Consider the following 17,372-nt stretch of genomic DNA (forward strand, 5'->3'; position numbering starts at 1 on the left):
TGTCAAGGTCCTCCTTTGCGCTTATCTTGCTGGTGGCATGACGAAGAAAGGCTTTCGGCACATCGTCGAAGGACATTCCGCAGCCGTCGTCGGTAACTCGCATATATGTAGTTCCGCCGTTCTTTATCTCAACGGTGATATGCTTTGCTCCCGAGTCTATTGAGTTTTCCACAAGCTCCTTTACTACAGAGGAGGGGCGTTCTATGACCTCTCCTGCGGCGATAAGCTCTGATATTTCCTTGCTAAGCACGTTTATGGACGGCATTTGTTTACTTCCTTTCTGAATGGAACGCAGTTCAGACCAGCTTTATATCCTTTGGTGTGAGGATAACTCCGCCGTACTCGATATGCTCGGCGTCATAATTCGCTGTGTCCATATGTCCGAACCGCTTTTCGGATACTATGGCGAATGGACAGGCAGAAGGAAGCGCACCGTCCCTTATATCCTCCTCGGGAGATATGCCCTCGCCCAGCTCGAGTTCTGTCTGCATAGTGCGAGTTTTGGGCAGTATCCAAAGCTTTGAAGCCATAGCCTTAAGCTTGTCAACAGCGTCCTTCTTGTAGGTCTTTGCGTCGATGACAATTTCCTCCTCGGGTATGAGGAGCGTAAAGGTATATTCTCCGCGTATGGGCTCCTCGTTCATGATGAAGCCGCGTACCTCGGAAAAGCCGCCGTAATTGAAATACATCTGCTTGTAGTCGTTAACGGCATCCTCGTCGTAGCCCAGCTCAAAGTCGTCCTCAAGCTTTTTCTGGTTCCAGTCCATTATATCCTCAAGAGTCTCATTCTCGGCATTGTAGGCGCCGCCTTTGAATTCGAGCCCTGCGTGTTTTATGTATGCAATGAGCTCCTTCATATTGTCAAAATCCAGCTCTGCGCGGCTGAATTCCATTATCATCGAAAAGTATGCGGGCATATCGTTCACCTCTGTTTAATTTATATGTACTTCAGGGAACGCCTTCACTTGCAAGGCGTTCCCTCTTTCCAAACAGTCCACCGGACTGTTTGGAAATTCACCCTTTGCGAAGCGCTTTGTAACTGTGGGGCTTTGCCCCACCCCCTACAAGGGCTTTCAGCCCTTGACCTGACCAAAGGGTTGTGAACCCTTTGGAAACCCATTCATAGTTTCAGCAGTTTTATTGAAGAGCAGTCAGCATATCGCTGAGAAGCTCGCGGCATTCGCTGTCAGTAAGCTCGTCTATATTGGTCTTTTCAAGCATTTCGAGAGCCGCTTCACGTCCGAGACTGCCGAAGCTTATCTGTCCCGACTCCTCACGTACTGCCGCAGGGCGCTCTGATGCATGAGCTCTCTCCATTTCCTCAAGGAGCTCCCTTGCCCTTGCGACTACCTTGGAGGGAAGTCCCGCAAGCTTTGCAACGTCCACACCGTAGCTCTCGTCAACTCCGCCGCGGACTATCTTTCGCAGGAAGCGTATGGTGCCGCCGTGCTTGTTGACTGCGATGCTGTAGTTTTTAACACCCTCCAGCTCGTTTTCAAGGCCTATGAGCTCATGATAGTGAGTGGCGAAAAGGGTCTTGCAGCCCAGCTTTTTCGAGCCGCATATATACTCCGCAACTGCACGGGCAATGCTCACGCCGTCAAATGTGGAAGTTCCCCTTCCCACCTCGTCAAGTATGACAAGGCTGTTGGGAGTTGCATTCTTGAGTATATCCGATACCTCGCTCATTTCCACCATGAATGTGGACTGTCCCGCCGTAAGGTCGTCGGAAGCTCCCACACGGGTGAATATCTTGTCCACAACTGATATTTTAGCAGAATCCGCAGGCACGAAGCTGCCTGTCTGCGCCATAAGGACTATAAGTGCTGCCTGACGCATATACGTTGACTTACCTGACATATTCGGTCCTGTGATTATGGACATACGGTCAGCCTTGTTGTCGATGTACAGGTCATTGGGCACGAACACCTCGTCTGTGAGCATGAGCTCCACCACAGGGTGACGTCCCGCTTTTATATCTATGGAGCCGTCAATGGTGATATCGGGCTTTACGTACTGATTACGCAGAGCTACATCCGCAAAGGAGCATAAAACGTCAACGGCAGCAACTGCGGAGGCTGTTTTCTGTACGGCTTCGAGCTTTGTGGCAAGGAAGTCGCGTACTTCCGAGAATATATCCGCCTCGAGCGAGAGAGCCTTGTCCTTTGCGCCGAGTATGGCGTTTTCCGCATTTTTCAGCTCCTCGGTGATGAAGCGCTCCGCGTTGGCAAGGGTCTGCTTGCGTATCCAGCCCTCAGGTATAAGGTCGTAGTAGGAACGTGTGACCTCAAGATAGTATCCGAACACTCGGTTATAGCCTATTTTCAGGTTCTTTATGCCTGTTGCTTCCTTTTCGCGCTGCTCTATCTCGTCGATAATGCCCCTGCCGTTGTTCATTATATGCCGCAGCTCGTCAAGCTCCTTGTTGAAGCCCTCCTTGATAACTCCGCCGTCCTTCACCATAATGGGCGGCTCGTCCATAATAGCGTTCTCCACAAGATTTACCAGCTCATCGAGTGTGGATATCTCGCCGTTGTACCTTGCAAGGAGCTTTGAATCGCTCAGCTTTTCAAGCTCCTGCTTTATGAGAGGCAGCTGCATGGCAGTTGCGGAAAGTGATTTCAGATCACGGGGATTTGCACTCTTGTACATGACCTTTGTCATAAGGCGCTCAAGATCGTAAACTCTGTCAAGAAGAGCCGAAAGATCTGTGAGAACGACGCTCTTTCGGTAAAGAGCCTCCACCGCGTCAAGGCGCTCGATTATCCTTGCGGGACTTTTCAGGGGCTGCTCTATCCAGTTTTTCAGCAGACGGCGTCCCATTGAGGTCTTAGTGGAGTCCAGCACCCACAGCAGAGATCCTTTCTTCTCCTTGCTGCGGAGAGTTTCAGTGAGCTCGAGGTTTCGCCTTGCGTTCAGATCAAGTCCCATGAAGGAGTCTCCGCTGAGGAGCTCTATGGAAGTAAATCTCGATACAGATGATTTCTGCGTGTCGTTTATGTAGTCAAAAAGACCGCATACAGCCGCACAGTCCGCTCCGTCCTCGCTGATGCCCAGCTCTGTCACCGACTTCACATTGAACACAGCCGCTGCCATGTCTCTACGTGCCGACGGGGTAAAGCATATGGTGTCGCGGAGAGTTACCGCACAGCTGAGACGCACCTTTACGAACTCTGCCGCAGCCTTCAGCGAAAGGAAGTTCTGCGGGAATATTATCTCCGCAGGGCGGCAGCGTGAGAGCTCATTTATCACGCCTGCTTCAAGGTCTTTTCCCTCAAAGAAGCTGAGTGCAGCCTCGCCTGTGGAAAGGTCTGCGGAAGCAACTCCGCAGGTCTTGTTCTCCTCGTCATAGTAAATACTGCATATGTAGTTGTTGCTGCCGTCGTCGAGCATACTGCTCTCCGTCAGCGTTCCCGGAGTTACCACGCGGATGACATCGCGGACAACTATCCCCTTGGTCTCGGCAGGGTCGGTGAGCTGTTCGCATACAGCCACCTTAAAGCCCAGATCTATGAGCCTTTTTATATACATATCCGCCGCATGATAGGGCACTCCGCACATGGGAGCTCTTTCCTCAAGTCCGCAGTCCCTGCCCGTCAGCGTGAGCTCGAGAGCCTTTGAGACGGTCACAGCATCGTCGAAGAACATCTCATAGAAGTCGCCGAGGCGGAAGAACAGCACGCAGTCCTCGTACTTGTCCTTGACCTCGAAGTACTGCTGCATCATGGGGGATATTTTACTTCTGTCGATTTCCATTGGCTTAGCTCCTTTTATCTTGTTTTTTATTGTCCGTTATCGGTATATGATAGTATCTCGCCCAGCATATGAACTCATCGCTGTTGTCACAGCCCATGCTCAGCTTCAAAACGGTGCTGCTTTCCGATACGAGCCTGAGGGACTGCTTTTCACAGCGTATCTCGGAGGCATGATACTCTTTTTTTCTGACCTTTATGATGTCGTCCTTTACCTCGGCAGCTGATCTGAAAAACAGGGGTGACAACGCAAGAAAAACTGCCGAAAATACCGCTATAAATATACTCATGCCAAGCAGCAGCGGATCTATCGCATGGCCGCTCAACCATACAATTATGTACCTTCCTGCAAACAGCAGGGTAACGATACACACAAAGATCAGCGCCCCCGCATCAGCCCTTGAAGGTCCAAGAGCAAAAATACTTCTCGGGCGCTCGGCGAACGAAGTGTTAAGTGCTTCATTTGCTGCCGCGATATTATCACTGTATGACATATATCAGTGGCAGCCGCCGCAGGTAGCACAGCTTCCCGTGCAGCTCGTCTCGGGTATCTGACAGGTATCGGGGTCCTCGCCGTTTGCACACATACTGATTATCTGCTGCATATTTGACACAAGCTTTTCAAGAGCCTGCTGAGCTCCCGTGTATACTATCATTTTCGGGTTCTTCATTACCTTCTGATAGACAGCCTTGAGCTCTGTGTCAAGAGCTTTTATGCGGTCTGAATCGGGTTCCTCGGTGCTCATTGCCGTACCGAGATTTATACGCAGGTCCTCAAAGTGAGCGATATCCTCCTGGAGCTCCTTATCCTCGTCGTTAGCCTGCTTTGCAAGCATATAAGCTGTAAATCTGTCGTCCTGCTGAAGAGCCTTTCCCAGCTCTCTTGTCATTTCCATAATATCCATTTCTATATTCTCCTTTATATTCTTATCAGCCCGTAAAATCGAGGTAAAGTCCGTCCTTCTCCTCGCTCTCGCCGTTGCTGTGATATATCCACGACTTGATCTCGCCGTCAAGAATGAATTTGTTAGCCGATACGCACTCAATATATCTTATACCCTTTTCATCAAGAACAGTGTCATATGAAGGAGTCTGCTCGTCAAGGGTGAAATCATAGCTGCCCTTTGATACCAATGTGCCGTTTTCCCATTCATAATACATAATGCTTGCCGTGCCCATGTGTCCCCAAAGGAGAACAAAGTCGCCTGTATTCTCGTCATAGCAGAAGGAAGTGTGTCCGCCGCCGAAAGTACCGAGGTCTTTCAGCTCGCAATCCTCGTCGAATCTGTATATATGTATCTGATAATCAGCCTCGCAGGAGCCGTATTTCAGAAGGAGCTCGGGTATGCCGTCTGCGTCAAGGTCGCGGAATGCATATACTATGCTTGCCATGCCGTCATGTTCATTTTCCATCTGCTCGAAAGCGCTGCGTATCTTCTCCTTATATACAGCAGGGTACATATCCATGCGGCCTCCCGCAGACACATTCGCCTCATGTGTGTCGGTCTCTGTTTCGGCCTCGGTTGCCGCAGCAGTCTCGGCAGGAATTTCAGTCGTTGTCTCTGCTGCTTCTGTGGCAGCCTCATCTGTAACTGCTGCCGTTGTATTTGCAGCAGTTGTGGTATTATTGCTGCTTTCTCCGCCGGTTACTGTTTTTCCGCAGCCTGTCAGCACTATTGCTGAAAAGCATACGATCGCAATTGCTTTTTTCATTTTGTTTTGTTCCTTTCTGTGAGCTTTCCCGTTACCGCCCAGTTCATGGCACCTGTTATCTCAACATCCGCAAACTGCCCGATAAGGGAGCTGTCACCTTCAAATTCCACTATTATGAACTCGCTGCTCTTTCCTGTCAGCCAGCCCTTTTTCTTTTTTGACACATCGTCAGCAAGTACCCGCATAGTCCTGCCGATGAAACGCCTGTAATGCTCCGCGGAGACCTCCCGCTGCATCTCGAGGAGACGCCTCATGCGCCTGCCTTTTTCCTCCTCGGAAGTACCGTCGGGCATTTCCGCCGCTTTTGTTCCCGAGCGTTTTGAATATATGAATGAGTAGATATTGTCGTACTTCACTTTTTTCACTATATCCAGCGTTGCACGGAAGTCCTCCTCCGTCTCATCGGGAAATCCCACGATAAGATCGGTAGTAAGAGAGAAATCAGGATCCCGGCTGCGGATATGCTCCACTATCTCAAGGTAATCCTCTATGGTATATCTGCGGTTCATGCGGGCGAGCACATCGGTGCTGCCGCTCTGGACGGGCAGATGCAGGTGCTTTGCCACCTTTTCGCAGTCGAATACGGCGTCTATGAGCTCCTTTGAAGCGTCCTTCGGATGCGACGACATAAAGCGTATCCAGAAGTCTCCCTCTATCCTGTTCAGCTCGCGCAGGAGCTGCGGGAAGCTCATATCTCCACCAAGGTCCTTGCCGTAGGAGTTGACGTTCTGTCCGAGGAGCATTATCTCCTTGTAGCCCTCCCTCACAAGCTGCCTTACCTCGCTGATTATATCCTCGGGACGGCGGCTGCGCTCCCGTCCGCGCACATATGGCACTATGCAGTAGGTGCAGAAGTTGTTGCAGCCAAACATTATGGGCACGGAAGCCTTGAAGCTGCTGCTCCTCACCTGCTCCACCGCTTCGGAGAAGTCGTCGTATTCGGTTATATCAGCCCTGAAGCCCGCTCCCTTCAATGCGCCGAGCAGAAGCTCGGGCAGGGCGCTTAGGGCAGATGTTCCCACAACGAGATCCACCTGCGGATAGGACTTCTTTATCTTCTCGGCAATATGGCTCTGAGCCGTCATGCAGCCTGCAATGCCGATGATAAGCGACGGTTTCAGCTCCTTGAGCTTTTTCATGCTGCCGACTATGCCGAATACGCGGTCCTCCGCGTTTTCGCGCACCGCGCAGGTGTTGAGTATTATAAGGTCGGCCTCCTGCTCGTCCTCAGTAAAGGAGTAGCCCATTTTTTTCAGCAGACCCTGTATCTTTTCACCGTCCGAAACGTTCAGCTGACAGCCGAAGCTCCTGACATAGGCTTTTCGCGGGCTGCTGCCCAGCAAGCCGTTTATTTCGCTTATTGCAGCGGTATTGTCCTTCAATTTGCAGAACCTCGCCTTCCAAAAATCCTGTAATAAATAATTATAACACATAATACATTATAATGCAAGTGCGGATTTTCCTTCGGTTAACATAAAAAAATGCTCTCCTGACATGGAGAGCATTTTCGTATCATTTGATTACGGCTTATTTTGAGATATAATCGAAAAGAAGGGAATAATCGTCGATATCTACCTTGCCGTCGCTGTTTACATCTGCACGGATGAACTCTTCGTCATCAAGAGCTGCCTTGCCTTTGATATGTTTCAGGATAGCGTCGGTATCATCCGATGTAATGTAGTTATCGTCAAGAACATTGCCTGCCTTGTAGCCTGCGCTCTTGCCGCGAAGCTTGTTGATCTCGGCAACATCTTCGATATCTACCTTTTTATCACCGTTTATATCTGCTCTCTTGAGAGCGTCGCCCTTGAGAGCTTTATTTCCGTTGATATGGTCAAGTACCTTCTTGGCATCATCCTTGTCAAGGATGCCGTTATCATTTACATCGCCGCTGTGGATCTTGTTGTTTATCTCAACAACGTCCTCAATATCAACGATACCGTCCCAGTTTACATCTGCTGTTTTGAATCTGTTTCCGAGGGGCTTCTGTCCGTTGATGTGCTTGAGCACAAGGTCAGAGTCAGCGCCGGTAATTCTGCCGTTACCGTCGATATCGCCCTTCATGACCTTAACATAGTACTCTTTTGCGGAAGCTGCCATTGCTGATGCCGCGCCTGCTGTCATAACAGATGCCATGATTAATGCTGTGATCCTGCTGAATTTCATATTGAAATTCCTCCTTTATAAAATACTCATTTTGCTAAATATCCGACATATATATGTCAAATATTTATCTCATATATTAACACATTATCTTGAACTTGTCAATAGATATTTGTATATATTTTTTTGATTTTTTCAATCCATTTTCAAGATTTTGTGGTATAATGTATAAAGTAAAGGCGTAAATCATTACGCCATGGGAAAGGAGTCTGAAACATGAAAAAGAACAGAAAAGCAGCCGCATTGCTGTTTTCAGCGTTTTTTATGGCTTTATCGCTGTTCTCGTGCAATGAAAAGCAGGGATCGTCTTCCTCGGGAGAGCTGAAGGTAACTTTTTTTGACGTCGGAAAGGCTGACGCGATAATTCTTCAGTCCGAGACTGCCAATGTTGTCATAGACTGCGGCGAAAAGGGCGACGGGAAAAAGATAGGAAAGCTCATCGAAGAAAACGAATCAGAGACCATAGACTACCTCATAATCACTCATTTTGACAAGGATCACGTGGGAGGAGCCGCAAAGCTCATACGAAGCTACAACGTAAAAAACGTACTCACCCCCGACTACGAGGGAAATACGGAGGAATACGAAAAATACAAGAGCGCTCTTGCGGAGAAGTCCATAACGCCCATGAAGCTCACAGAGGACGTATCATTCACTCTTGACGGCATAGATTACACGGTATACGCTCCAAAAAAGGATTTTTACGGCAATAACGACAGCGACGAGAACAACTTCTCTCTCGTTACAAAGGTCGTACACAACAGCAACACCCTCCTCTTTACGGGCGACGCCATGGAGGAGAGACTTGAAGAAATAATGGACATAGGCGGCTGCACTCTGCTGAAGGTCCCGTATCACGGCAGAAAGCTTGATAATATTTCGGACTTTCTCAGCGCCGTAACGCCGAAATGCGCCGTTGTATGCACCTCGTCGGGAGAGTTTTCGGGCAAGGTGCAGGATGCTCTCAAAAAAAGCGGCGCAAAGACCTATGCTACCTGCTTCAACGGTGACATAACAGCCGTCAGCGACGGAAGTCAGATAAAGATCGACGTTGAAAAAGGCTCTTCTTTATGATCATTTCACAAAAAGAAACAACTTTGGCGCTTCTTTTTGTTATCTTTGGTTGACGGCAGCTACAACAAATGATATAATTATCATATAGCTTTATTATTAATATATATTTTATTATTAATAGTTTTTGGGGGAAATATTATGAGCAAGAACGAAAAACATATACAAACAAGCAAACGCAACTTCATTTTAGCTCTCATTTTACTGCTGCTGACAAATGCGCTTATGGCAATTACTCTTTCAGTATTCGCGAAAAAGAACCTGCGTGAACAGATAGACCAGCGTATGCTGGATATTGCCAATACCGCAGCATATATGCTCAACGGCGACGAGCTTGAAGTATTGAAAGCCGAGGATAAAGATACTGAAAGCTATAACAAAGCCCTTGACTATATTTACGGTATAAGACAGGAGGCTGACGGTTCATTTTCCTTCACCATTGACCCTGCCGAAGAAGATCCCGGTGAATTCGGTTCTCCCATTGTCTCCACCGCAGCGCTCAGAAACGCCGCCAATGGCGTAGCCGATGTCGATAAAAATGCATATTCCGATGAATGGGGAAGCTTCTATTCGGCATACAGCCCTGTTTACAACTCTGAGGGCAAGGTTGCGGGAATAGTCGGAGTGGATTTCAGCGCAGACTGGTACAACGGAAAGCTGAACGACAACAGAGCCATATCCATTGTTATCCTCATGGCAGCTATGACTATAGGTATCGTACTTTCATTTATCATAAGGTCCGATAACAGAAAACGCTTTACAGCAATTCTCAAAGAGATCAGAGATATTGATGCCTCTGCACAGAAGCTGAACAGCTCGATCATGCAGACTTCGATAAAAAAGCTGGATTTTCTTCCTGACAATGCAGCAGGTCTTGTCAAGGAGCTCGCAAAGGGTGAAGAAGGCAAGGAAACTTATTTCGATGAAATGGAAGAGGCAACATCAAATCTTCACGCCGTCTGCCTGAAGCTGGACAAGTACGTAAAATATGTTGACTCCAATATGTACAAGGATATCCTGACCAATACCCAGAACAAAGCAGCCTATAAAAATGCTATCAAAGCTCTTGACGAGGACATAAAGGACAGGAGCCCCGTATTCTCTGTCGCTTTCTTTGACATCAACGGTCTCGAAGACATCAACACTCATTACGGCTTTGAAGCAGGCGATGAGCTGATGTACCATTCGGGAATAATACTTAAAAAGGTATTCGGCAAAGACAATGTATACCGTGTTGCAGGTGACGAATTCATCGCATTAATGGAAAACAAGACTTCTCTTGATATGGAGGAATATTTCCGGAGCTTCGATAATGAGCTCAAAGAACTCAACGACAGCAGAAAGCTCGCTCATGAACTCGGAATTGCAAAGGGCGGATGCACTTACAGAACGGAGAAGCACGAGAATTACCGACAGGTTTTCATTACAGCAAAAGAGAGAATGAAAAAGGATAAAGAGGCCTATTATCAAAACAAAACCAACTGATACAGAGCGCACCGAGTGCGCTCTTTTTCTGCACAGCTGACTTTTTTTGCGGTATTGATAATTCTTTCGCTGCGTATATTGCATTTTGAGAAACTATATGTTATAATATATTGTAAGTGTGCATTTTCGGCAGTTACAGGTACTGCCGGCACAAATAAATATTATGAAAAGAGGAAAATAAATGCCTGCAAATATCGTAGTCGGAACTCAATGGGGAGACGAAGGAAAAGGCAAGATCATAGATATCCTTGCTTCCCGCGCAGATGTTGTAGTCCGTTCACAGGGCGGAAACAACGCAGGTCACACAGTTGTAAACAACGGTGAAGTATACAAGCTCCACCTCGTACCATCGGGTATCCTTTACCCGAATGCCCTCAACCTCATCGGTGCAGGTGTTGTCCTTGATCCAAAGGACTTCATCGGTGAGCTTGACAGCCTTGAGTCAAGAGGCATAAAGACTTTGGGCCACCTTAAAGTTGACCCCCGCGCTCAGATCGTTATGCCGTGGCATATCGCTCTCGACGGCCTTTCGGAGGCTTTCCGCGGCGGCAAGGACATCGGTACTACCAAAAGAGGCATAGGACCTACATATATGGATAAATACGAGCGCTGCGGAATTCGTATGTACGACCTCGTTCATCCCGAGGTACTGGCAGAAAAGATACAGTCCACAGGCAAGCTCAAGAACGAAATAATCACTAAGGTATACGGCGGCGAAGCCTTCGACCTCGACGCTGTCACAAAGGAGTACACAGAATACGGCAAGAGACTTCTCCCATACATGGACGATGTTTCCGTACTCACCTTCGAGGCTCACAAGGCAGGCAAGACAATAATGTTCGAGGGCGCACAGGCTACTCTCCTCGACATTGACTTCGGTACATACCCCTACGTTACATCCTCACACCCTCTCTCGGCAGGCGTTTGCGTAGGTACAGGCGTAGGCCCCAAGGTCATCACCAATATCATAGGCGTTGCAAAGGCTTATACCACACGTGTGGGCAAGGGACCTTTCCCGACAGAGCTCGATGACGCTACAGGCGATCAGATAAGAAACGTAGGCGGCGAGTTCGGTACTACCACAGGCAGACCGAGAAGAACAGGCTGGTTCGATGCTGTTATAGTACGTCACTCCGTAAGAGTCAACGGCCTTGACAGCCTTGCTATCAACAAGCTGGATACTCTCGCAAATATCGACACTCTCAAGATGTGCGTGGCTTACAAAAAGCCCGACGGAAGCGTTATAAAGGAGTTCCCGCCCACACTTGAGGAGCTTGAGGGCTGTGAGCCTGTATATGAGGAGTTCCCCGGATTTACCGAGGATATCTCAAAGTGCAGGAGCTTCGATGAGCTCCCCGCAAACTGCAAGAGCTATATTGCCCGTCTCGAGGAACTGGTAGGCTGCCATGTAAGCATGGTAGGCATCGGTCCCGACAGAGCCCAGATACTTGAAAGATAAGGAATATACGCGATCAGCCGCTTCGGCGGCTGTTTGCTTATAAAGATATGGGGGTGTCATTATGAAACTGCCTGTAAAGATAACCGCATTATTATCGGCTTTTTCCCTTGCATTTACGGTATCTCCGTACAAAGCAGCTGTACAGGTGAAAGCGGCCGATATGCCGCAGGTCTGCGCTGCAGCTTCCGAGGACGAGGCTGTAATAAGCATAAGGAACTGCCTGAAGGAGCATATCTCCGAATTCACGGTAACAGTTCCCGACAGCGGCGCTTCAAGGGAAGAGACCTGCTATCAGCTCATCTACAAAGCCTTTGATGAAACAGGCAAGGGAGATGAAGGCGACTACCTCAGATATTCGGTGCAGAAATTCAACTGTGCCATCGCCAAAACAAACGGTTCTCTCAGACTTACCTACAACATTTTGTATTACACTACCTCCGATGAGGAAGCCGCTCTTACAGAAAAGCTCAGTGAAATAATGAAGACCAACCGCTTTTCAAGCATAGCGGGAGACTATAATAAGATACGGAGCATATACCAGTTCGTTACCTCCTCCGTTACCTACGCCGAGGACGAGAACGATCCATATGCCTATACAGCCTACAATGCCCTTTTCAATGGCAGCGCCGTTTGTCAGGGCGTCACTCAGCTCCTGTACCGTATGTACAACGACTGCGGTATCCCCTGCCGTATCATAGCAGGCTTATCCCGCAACAGCAGCACCATGAGCGAAGGTCACCATGTATGGCTCATAGTAAAGCTTGAAGGGCAGTACTATTATCTCGACCCCACATGGGATATGAAATTTCAGGGGCGCTCCTTCTATTACTTCCTCAAGGGCACAGATGATCTTGATTCGGCTGCACCGACTCTCATGCACTATGCCACCAATGAGGATCAGAAGACCTTCCCCGACTATCAGTCGGAAGAGTTCAGAAACGCTTACCCCATAGCAAAGACCGCTTATCCCACTCCCCGTTACAGCTACGGAGACATCAACGGCGACAGGATAATCGACGCCATAGATTCTTCATTTATCCTGTCGGAGTACGCACGGCTTTCAAGCGGCGGCATGAGCTCCTTCAGCCAGACACAGACATCCTATGCGGATATCGACCACAATGGCATCGTTGACTCTGTTGACGCTTCGCTGGTCCTTCTTTACTATGCAAAGGTATCAAACGGTGCAGATATCACTCTGTCCGATCTTATAAAAAATAATTAACCGAGGTGTTTAATATGAATGATGAAAAGAATTTAGCAGGCGGCATCCCAGAAGAAATAAACTACACTCCCGAAAATGAAAAAAAGGGCGCTCCGCAGGGAGTATCCGCACCTGTTCTTGACGACTTCGGATATACTGCTCCTTCGGCAAAAAAAGACGGCCCCACAGGAGTTTCGGCACCGGTACTTGACGATATGGACTCATTTGCTCAAAGCAGCGAAAAAAAGGGCGCTCCCACAGGCGTATCCGCCCCCGTACTCGACGACGGTATGCAGTACGCACACGCTTCCGAGAAGAAAGGCGCACCTACGGGAGTATCAGCTCCCGTGCTCGATGACGGAGCTCCTTATATACATGAAAAGCTCGTTATGACCGACGAAGATGTAATAAACGGTCTTACTCCGGAGCTCAGAGCACGTTTTTATTCTCTTCCTGCCGACAAGCAGCAGCAGATAATCGACATGAGAAGAACTCAGCTCGGCGCAGTTGCGCCCCCCGTTGAGGTAAAAGCTCCCGTACTCGACGAGGACAACTATACTCCTCCCCCGAAAAAGGAGGAGCCGAAGCAGCCCGAAGCTCCCGTAACAGCTCCAAAGCTGGACGACGAGCCCGAGCCGCCGAAGTATCAGCCGAAATACGTGGACGAGGACCTCGAAAGAGCAAAGGCAGAGGCTGCAAAGAAGGCTGTATCGTCACAGCTCGTTTCCGAGCAGAAGGACTCAAAGGCAAGCCTGCAAATGATGCTTGAGCTCAAGGAACAGGCTCGTCAGCAGCAGGCAGCAAAGGGCTTCAAAATAACGGCAATACTCGCAGTGCTCGGTATAATCGCAGCCATAATGTTCTATATCCTCTACTCGGGCGTGGGAATGTTCGAGTACTCGGGAGATATGGGCGGAATAAAGGATACGATCAAGGAATCGGCTGTTTATATAGCAGCTATCGTGGGAGTTCTCTCCGTTTCACTCATTGCAGGCATCGGCGGCCTCAAGACATTAACCTCGGTAGTAATGCTGTTGTTCGGCATAATTCAGATAGTTCCGGGTATCATGATGATATCCCGCCACAATGGCAGTATGCCGCTGGTGATACTCTTCTATATAATACCGCTGGCTATTGCATGGACTATTTTCTTCCTTCTCGCAGGAAGCGAAAGCGTCGGACTGTTCTTCAGCAAAAAGAAGGAATAAGAAAACGGGTGGATATCCACCCGTTTTTTATTGTTCTTCCTTTTTAATACCGAATATGACTCTCAGCAGCCCCGATATGAACTTAGGGCTTTTTATGACAACTATCTTCATATGTACTCACCCCTTTGATGATATATTACATTATATTCATCAAAAGGGGCTTTTGTTACTTCTTATCGGTGAGAATTATAAGAGCTAAACCTTGGTTTATACGAAGCAGAGCGGCTTCGTCGGTTATCTCGTTGCTTACGCCTATGGGGAAGGACTGCACCATGAGATAGTCCTCAAGGGGATATTTGACTCCCCGCAGATAATCTATGCTCACGCTTTCTGACAGCGCGAACACTGACATATACAGGCTTTTTCCCCTGCTTTTGTAGACAACCTCTCCGTCGTCGGCAGTCTGTACCATGAGTATGCTCTCGCCGTATATCTTAAGGTCGCAGCCCTGCTGCAGGGCGTAGATCATGGTCTGTATATTGGCTATGGTATGTTCAAAGCGGCTTCCGCCGAGAGCGCCGTACAGCTCGATATCCTTGTAGCCAAGCTCAATAGCTTTCTTTACCGCCATAAGGGTATCTGTATCGTCCTTTTCGGGGATACTTGCAATGACCTCGGTATCCGTCGGAAGCTCCTCCGTGAACGAATCGAAATCACCTGTGATTATATCAGGCTTTATGCCGATCTTTTGTGCGGTATAATAACCGCTGTCCGCACAGATTATGCAGCCGAACCTTTCCCAGTATTCACAGCTTTTGTACTGTTCCTTGTCAGGCATATCTCCGCCTGCGATTATTGCACACTTTCTCATTTCAGTTCCCACTCCTTAAGCTGTTTTGCTTCCTCGTACATAGCCTTATAGCTTTCATGGCGGCTGCGGGATATCTCGCCGCGCTCAACGGCAGCGACCACAGCACAGCCCTTTTCGCAAAGGTGAGCGCAGTCTCTGAACCTGCACTCCTCTGTAAGTCCGTCAAATTCCCTGAAACAGCCTGCAAGCTCCTCCTTGCGGATAATATCATAGCGGTTTGTGTCAAACGTGGAAAATCCGGGAGTATCGGCAATGTAACCGCCGTCCCTGAGCTTATACAGCTCCGCATGACGGGTTGTATGCCTGCCTCTGCCAAGCTTTCGGCTTATCTCTCCCGTAGCTATATCAAGAGCAGGATCGACCGCATTCAGCAGAGTAGACTTTCCTGCCCCCGAGTTGCCCGTAAAAGCGCTTATCTTTCCGCGGAGCAGCTCCCTTACCGCTTCGACCGAGGCTTCGTCGCCGTATCTCACTTCCTCGACGGCTATACCGATGCCCCCGTATATCTCATGAATGGGGCGGCTGTCGCCGAGGTCAGTCTTTGTAATGACCACCACGGGAGTAATGCCCTTGTACTCAGCAATGGCTATGAACTTGTCCAGTATCAGATAATTCGGGGCAGGCTCACAGGTAGACACTATAAATATAAGCTGGTCAAGATTTGCAAGAGGAGGTCTTATAATACAGTTTTTTCGCTCAGCTATCTCCGTTATCACACCGTTTTCCGCGGAAACGCGGTCGCCGACGCAGGGACTTATCCCCCTGTTGCGGAAAACTCCTCTCGCTTTGCACTCATATATACCGTCAGGGGACTCTACACTGTAGAGTCCCCCTAAGCATTTTATAATTATTCCGCTGAACTTATCGCTCATCAATACCACTGCCAGCTGTTGCCGGGACCTGTCCAGTCACCGTTAACACCCTGCTGATAAGGCACCCATGCACCGTCCTGCCAGATTCCGTTTTCACCCGGCTTCTTTTCATCATCTTCGCCAGTCGAACCCTGCTGCTGAGTTGTTGTAGGAGCTGTAGTCTCCACAGCCTGAGTTGTAACAGGTTCTGCTGTAGTCGGCTCTGTTTCCTTAGGCTCAAATCCGTCTACCGCATTGAATGCGCCCCATACGTCCTCGGAATCCCTTGTGAACTTGTTGTTTGCAAAGTCGAAGGTGTATGTTCCCAGCTGAGTTTTCTTATTGTTGGTAAGGTTTGTGAGATAAGCCTTAACAGTTACGTTCTTACCCGAACCGTCGATAACTGTCGAGTAGCTGCTGCCCATTTCGGGACAGAGGATAGTACCCGATGTTTCTGATTTCGTCTTCTTGCCGTCGTTATAAACGAAGTCGATACTGAATCTTCCGTATGCTTCGTTCGGGAAGTTTACGCTGAAATCGACCTTACCGTCAGGGACAGTACCGTCGCTGAAGTAGAGTGTGATAGTATCGCCCGGATTGACTATTTCACCCTTTTCAGGCTCCTGACGGATTACCTGATCCTTCTTCTCGTATGAAGGCTCGGGCTCTGTCTTTACCTTGAGCTTTCTGTATCCTGCCTTCTGTGTTGCATCCTTGATGGAAAGACCTACATAGTCCTCCATCTTCATTTCCTCTGCATTCACGCCGATGCTTACATAGAGGATTACCTGTGAGCCCTTGGGGACCTCTTCACCCTCGGCAGGCTCTGATTTGATAACATAATTTGCCTTTACTTCGCCGTCAGAGGTCTTTACTATCTTTGGCTCAAGACCTCTTTCCGTGAGCTGTGACTTTGCGATATCCACATTGAAGTTTGCTACACGGGGAACCTCAACAGTCTGTGTACCGAGGCTGAGAGTTACCTTACATACATCGTTCTTTCTGAAAACAGCGCCCGGATCAATGCTCTGCTTGATGATAGTATTTACTTCAGCTTCGTTGTATTCCGAACCGCTTACTTCAAAACGGAGTACATCGCCGTATTCCTGAGCTACGATATTGTAGTTCTTGCCGATAAGGTTAGGCATGGTCTTGCTGTTTCCGACACCGCCGCCGCCGCGGATAAGTCCTGAGAGCAGTGACGCAAAGAATATTACAGCAACGATGATAACAACGACCAGTACAGCCGTCAGAACGGGAACGACCAGTGAAGAACGCTCTTCCTCCTCTTCGTCATCGTCCTCATCGTCATAATTGTCATATGAGTTATAGTTATCCTTGTAAGAGTCGTTATACTTCCTTGAAGGAGCTCCGCCGCCCGATGAATAGCCGCCGCCTGCTGCCCCGCCTGCGAGGGCTGCCGCCATTGCGGGAGCCTTTGCCTTTGAAGCATAAGCCTCTGCGACCTCCTGTCTGCTCTCTGACTGTACCTCACTGCCCTTTGCGTCCTCAAGCATATCGGCAGTATCGTCATCCTCCTCAGCATAGTAGCCGAAGGAGATGTGGGGATCTGCCTTGAAGGCTTCGATATCGCTTATCATCTCGGCAGTTGTCTGGTATCTGTCCTCGGGAGCCTTTTCCATAGCTCTGAGAAC

Annotated in this window: 17 protein-coding genes; 5 read left to right on the top strand and 12 right to left on the bottom strand. The window is 48.8% G+C overall.

Translation table 11 applies throughout. The features are described from left to right. The 8 genes from Q0R37_RS10325 to Q0R37_RS10360 form a co-directional block, all read right to left on the bottom strand. Positions 1-265: ATP-binding protein (locus Q0R37_RS10325; protein ID WP_294754148.1), on the bottom strand; the 265-nt coding region annotated here is incomplete at its 3' end. A 31-nt stretch (positions 266-296) separates the two neighbouring features. Beyond that, on the bottom strand, positions 297-917 hold the full coding sequence (locus tag Q0R37_RS10330) for a hypothetical protein (RefSeq protein ID WP_294754151.1): 621 nt from the start codon (positions 915-917) through the stop codon (positions 297-299). Between the two features lie 220 nt (positions 918-1,137). Then, positions 1,138-3,756, bottom strand: coding sequence for a DNA mismatch repair protein MutS (gene mutS / locus Q0R37_RS10335; RefSeq protein WP_294754153.1), 2,619 nt, complete (start codon positions 3,754-3,756; stop codon positions 1,138-1,140). Positions 3,757-3,760: 4 nt separating this feature from the next. Further along, a complete protein-coding gene (locus Q0R37_RS10340) occupies positions 3,761-4,246 on the bottom strand; it encodes a hypothetical protein (RefSeq protein ID WP_294754156.1) in 486 nt (161 codons plus the stop codon). A gap of 3 nt (positions 4,247-4,249) precedes the next feature. Further along, a complete protein-coding gene (locus tag Q0R37_RS10345; RefSeq protein ID WP_294754159.1) occupies positions 4,250-4,657 on the bottom strand; it encodes a YlbF family regulator in 408 nt (135 codons plus the stop codon). Between the two features lie 25 nt (positions 4,658-4,682). Then, entirely contained in the window at positions 4,683-5,465 is a 783-nt protein-coding gene (locus Q0R37_RS10350; RefSeq protein ID WP_294754162.1) for a hypothetical protein, read from the bottom strand. Next, on the bottom strand, positions 5,462-6,847 hold the full coding sequence (miaB, locus tag Q0R37_RS10355; protein WP_294754165.1) for a tRNA (N6-isopentenyl adenosine(37)-C2)-methylthiotransferase MiaB: 1,386 nt from the start codon (positions 6,845-6,847) through the stop codon (positions 5,462-5,464). The genes Q0R37_RS10350 and miaB overlap by 4 nt, the downstream gene beginning before the upstream one ends. 145 nt (positions 6,848-6,992) lie before the next feature. Further along, positions 6,993-7,631 carry a dockerin type I repeat-containing protein gene (locus Q0R37_RS10360; RefSeq protein WP_294754168.1) on the bottom strand — a complete coding sequence of 213 codons (639 nt, stop codon included), beginning with the start codon at positions 7,629-7,631 and terminating at the stop codon, positions 6,993-6,995. A gap of 213 nt (positions 7,632-7,844) precedes the next feature. On the opposite strand from Q0R37_RS10360, the gene Q0R37_RS10365 reads away from it, so the two are divergent. The 5 genes from Q0R37_RS10365 to Q0R37_RS10385 all read left to right on the top strand — a co-directional run bounded on the left by Q0R37_RS10365 (position 7,845) and on the right by Q0R37_RS10385 (position 14,055). Continuing rightward, a complete protein-coding gene (locus tag Q0R37_RS10365) occupies positions 7,845-8,702 on the top strand; it encodes an MBL fold metallo-hydrolase (RefSeq protein WP_294754171.1) in 858 nt (285 codons plus the stop codon). Between the two features lie 138 nt (positions 8,703-8,840). After that, positions 8,841-10,184: a diguanylate cyclase gene (locus Q0R37_RS10370; protein ID WP_294754173.1), complete on the top strand. Its 1,344-nt coding sequence runs from the start codon at positions 8,841-8,843 to the stop codon at positions 10,182-10,184. Between the two features lie 181 nt (positions 10,185-10,365). Further along, the gene (locus Q0R37_RS10375) at positions 10,366-11,643 is read left to right on the top strand and encodes an adenylosuccinate synthase (protein ID WP_294754175.1); all 1,278 of its coding nucleotides are present in this window, start codon (positions 10,366-10,368) and stop codon (positions 11,641-11,643) included. Between the two features lie 61 nt (positions 11,644-11,704). Beyond that, the gene (locus tag Q0R37_RS10380) at positions 11,705-12,868 is read left to right on the top strand and encodes a transglutaminase domain-containing protein (RefSeq protein ID WP_294754180.1); all 1,164 of its coding nucleotides are present in this window, start codon (positions 11,705-11,707) and stop codon (positions 12,866-12,868) included. Between the two features lie 14 nt (positions 12,869-12,882). Beyond that, the gene (locus Q0R37_RS10385) at positions 12,883-14,055 is read left to right on the top strand and encodes an ABC transporter permease (protein ID WP_294754182.1); all 1,173 of its coding nucleotides are present in this window, start codon (positions 12,883-12,885) and stop codon (positions 14,053-14,055) included. Between the two features lie 27 nt (positions 14,056-14,082). On the opposite strand, the gene spoVM is transcribed toward Q0R37_RS10385, so the two are convergent. The 4 genes from spoVM to Q0R37_RS10400 all read right to left on the bottom strand — a co-directional run. Further along, positions 14,083-14,166: a stage V sporulation protein SpoVM gene (gene spoVM / locus Q0R37_RS15670; protein ID WP_365685986.1), complete on the bottom strand. Its 84-nt coding sequence runs from the start codon at positions 14,164-14,166 to the stop codon at positions 14,083-14,085. Between the two features lie 55 nt (positions 14,167-14,221). Next, positions 14,222-14,866 carry a thiamine diphosphokinase gene (locus Q0R37_RS10390; protein ID WP_294754189.1) on the bottom strand — a complete coding sequence of 215 codons (645 nt, stop codon included), beginning with the start codon at positions 14,864-14,866 and terminating at the stop codon, positions 14,222-14,224. Next, complete coding sequence (gene rsgA / locus Q0R37_RS10395) at positions 14,863-15,738, bottom strand: ribosome small subunit-dependent GTPase A (protein ID WP_294754198.1); 876 nt, start codon at positions 15,736-15,738, stop codon at positions 14,863-14,865. The genes Q0R37_RS10390 and rsgA overlap by 4 nt, the downstream gene beginning before the upstream one ends. Then, positions 15,738-17,372 (bottom strand): PASTA domain-containing protein (locus tag Q0R37_RS10400; RefSeq protein WP_294754199.1); only part of this gene is annotated, 1,635 nt, incomplete at its 5' end. The genes rsgA and Q0R37_RS10400, both read right to left, overlap by 1 nt.

The organism is uncultured Ruminococcus sp. (genome assembly GCF_946415235.1).
GTDB lineage: Bacteria > Bacillota > Clostridia > Oscillospirales > Ruminococcaceae > Ruminococcus.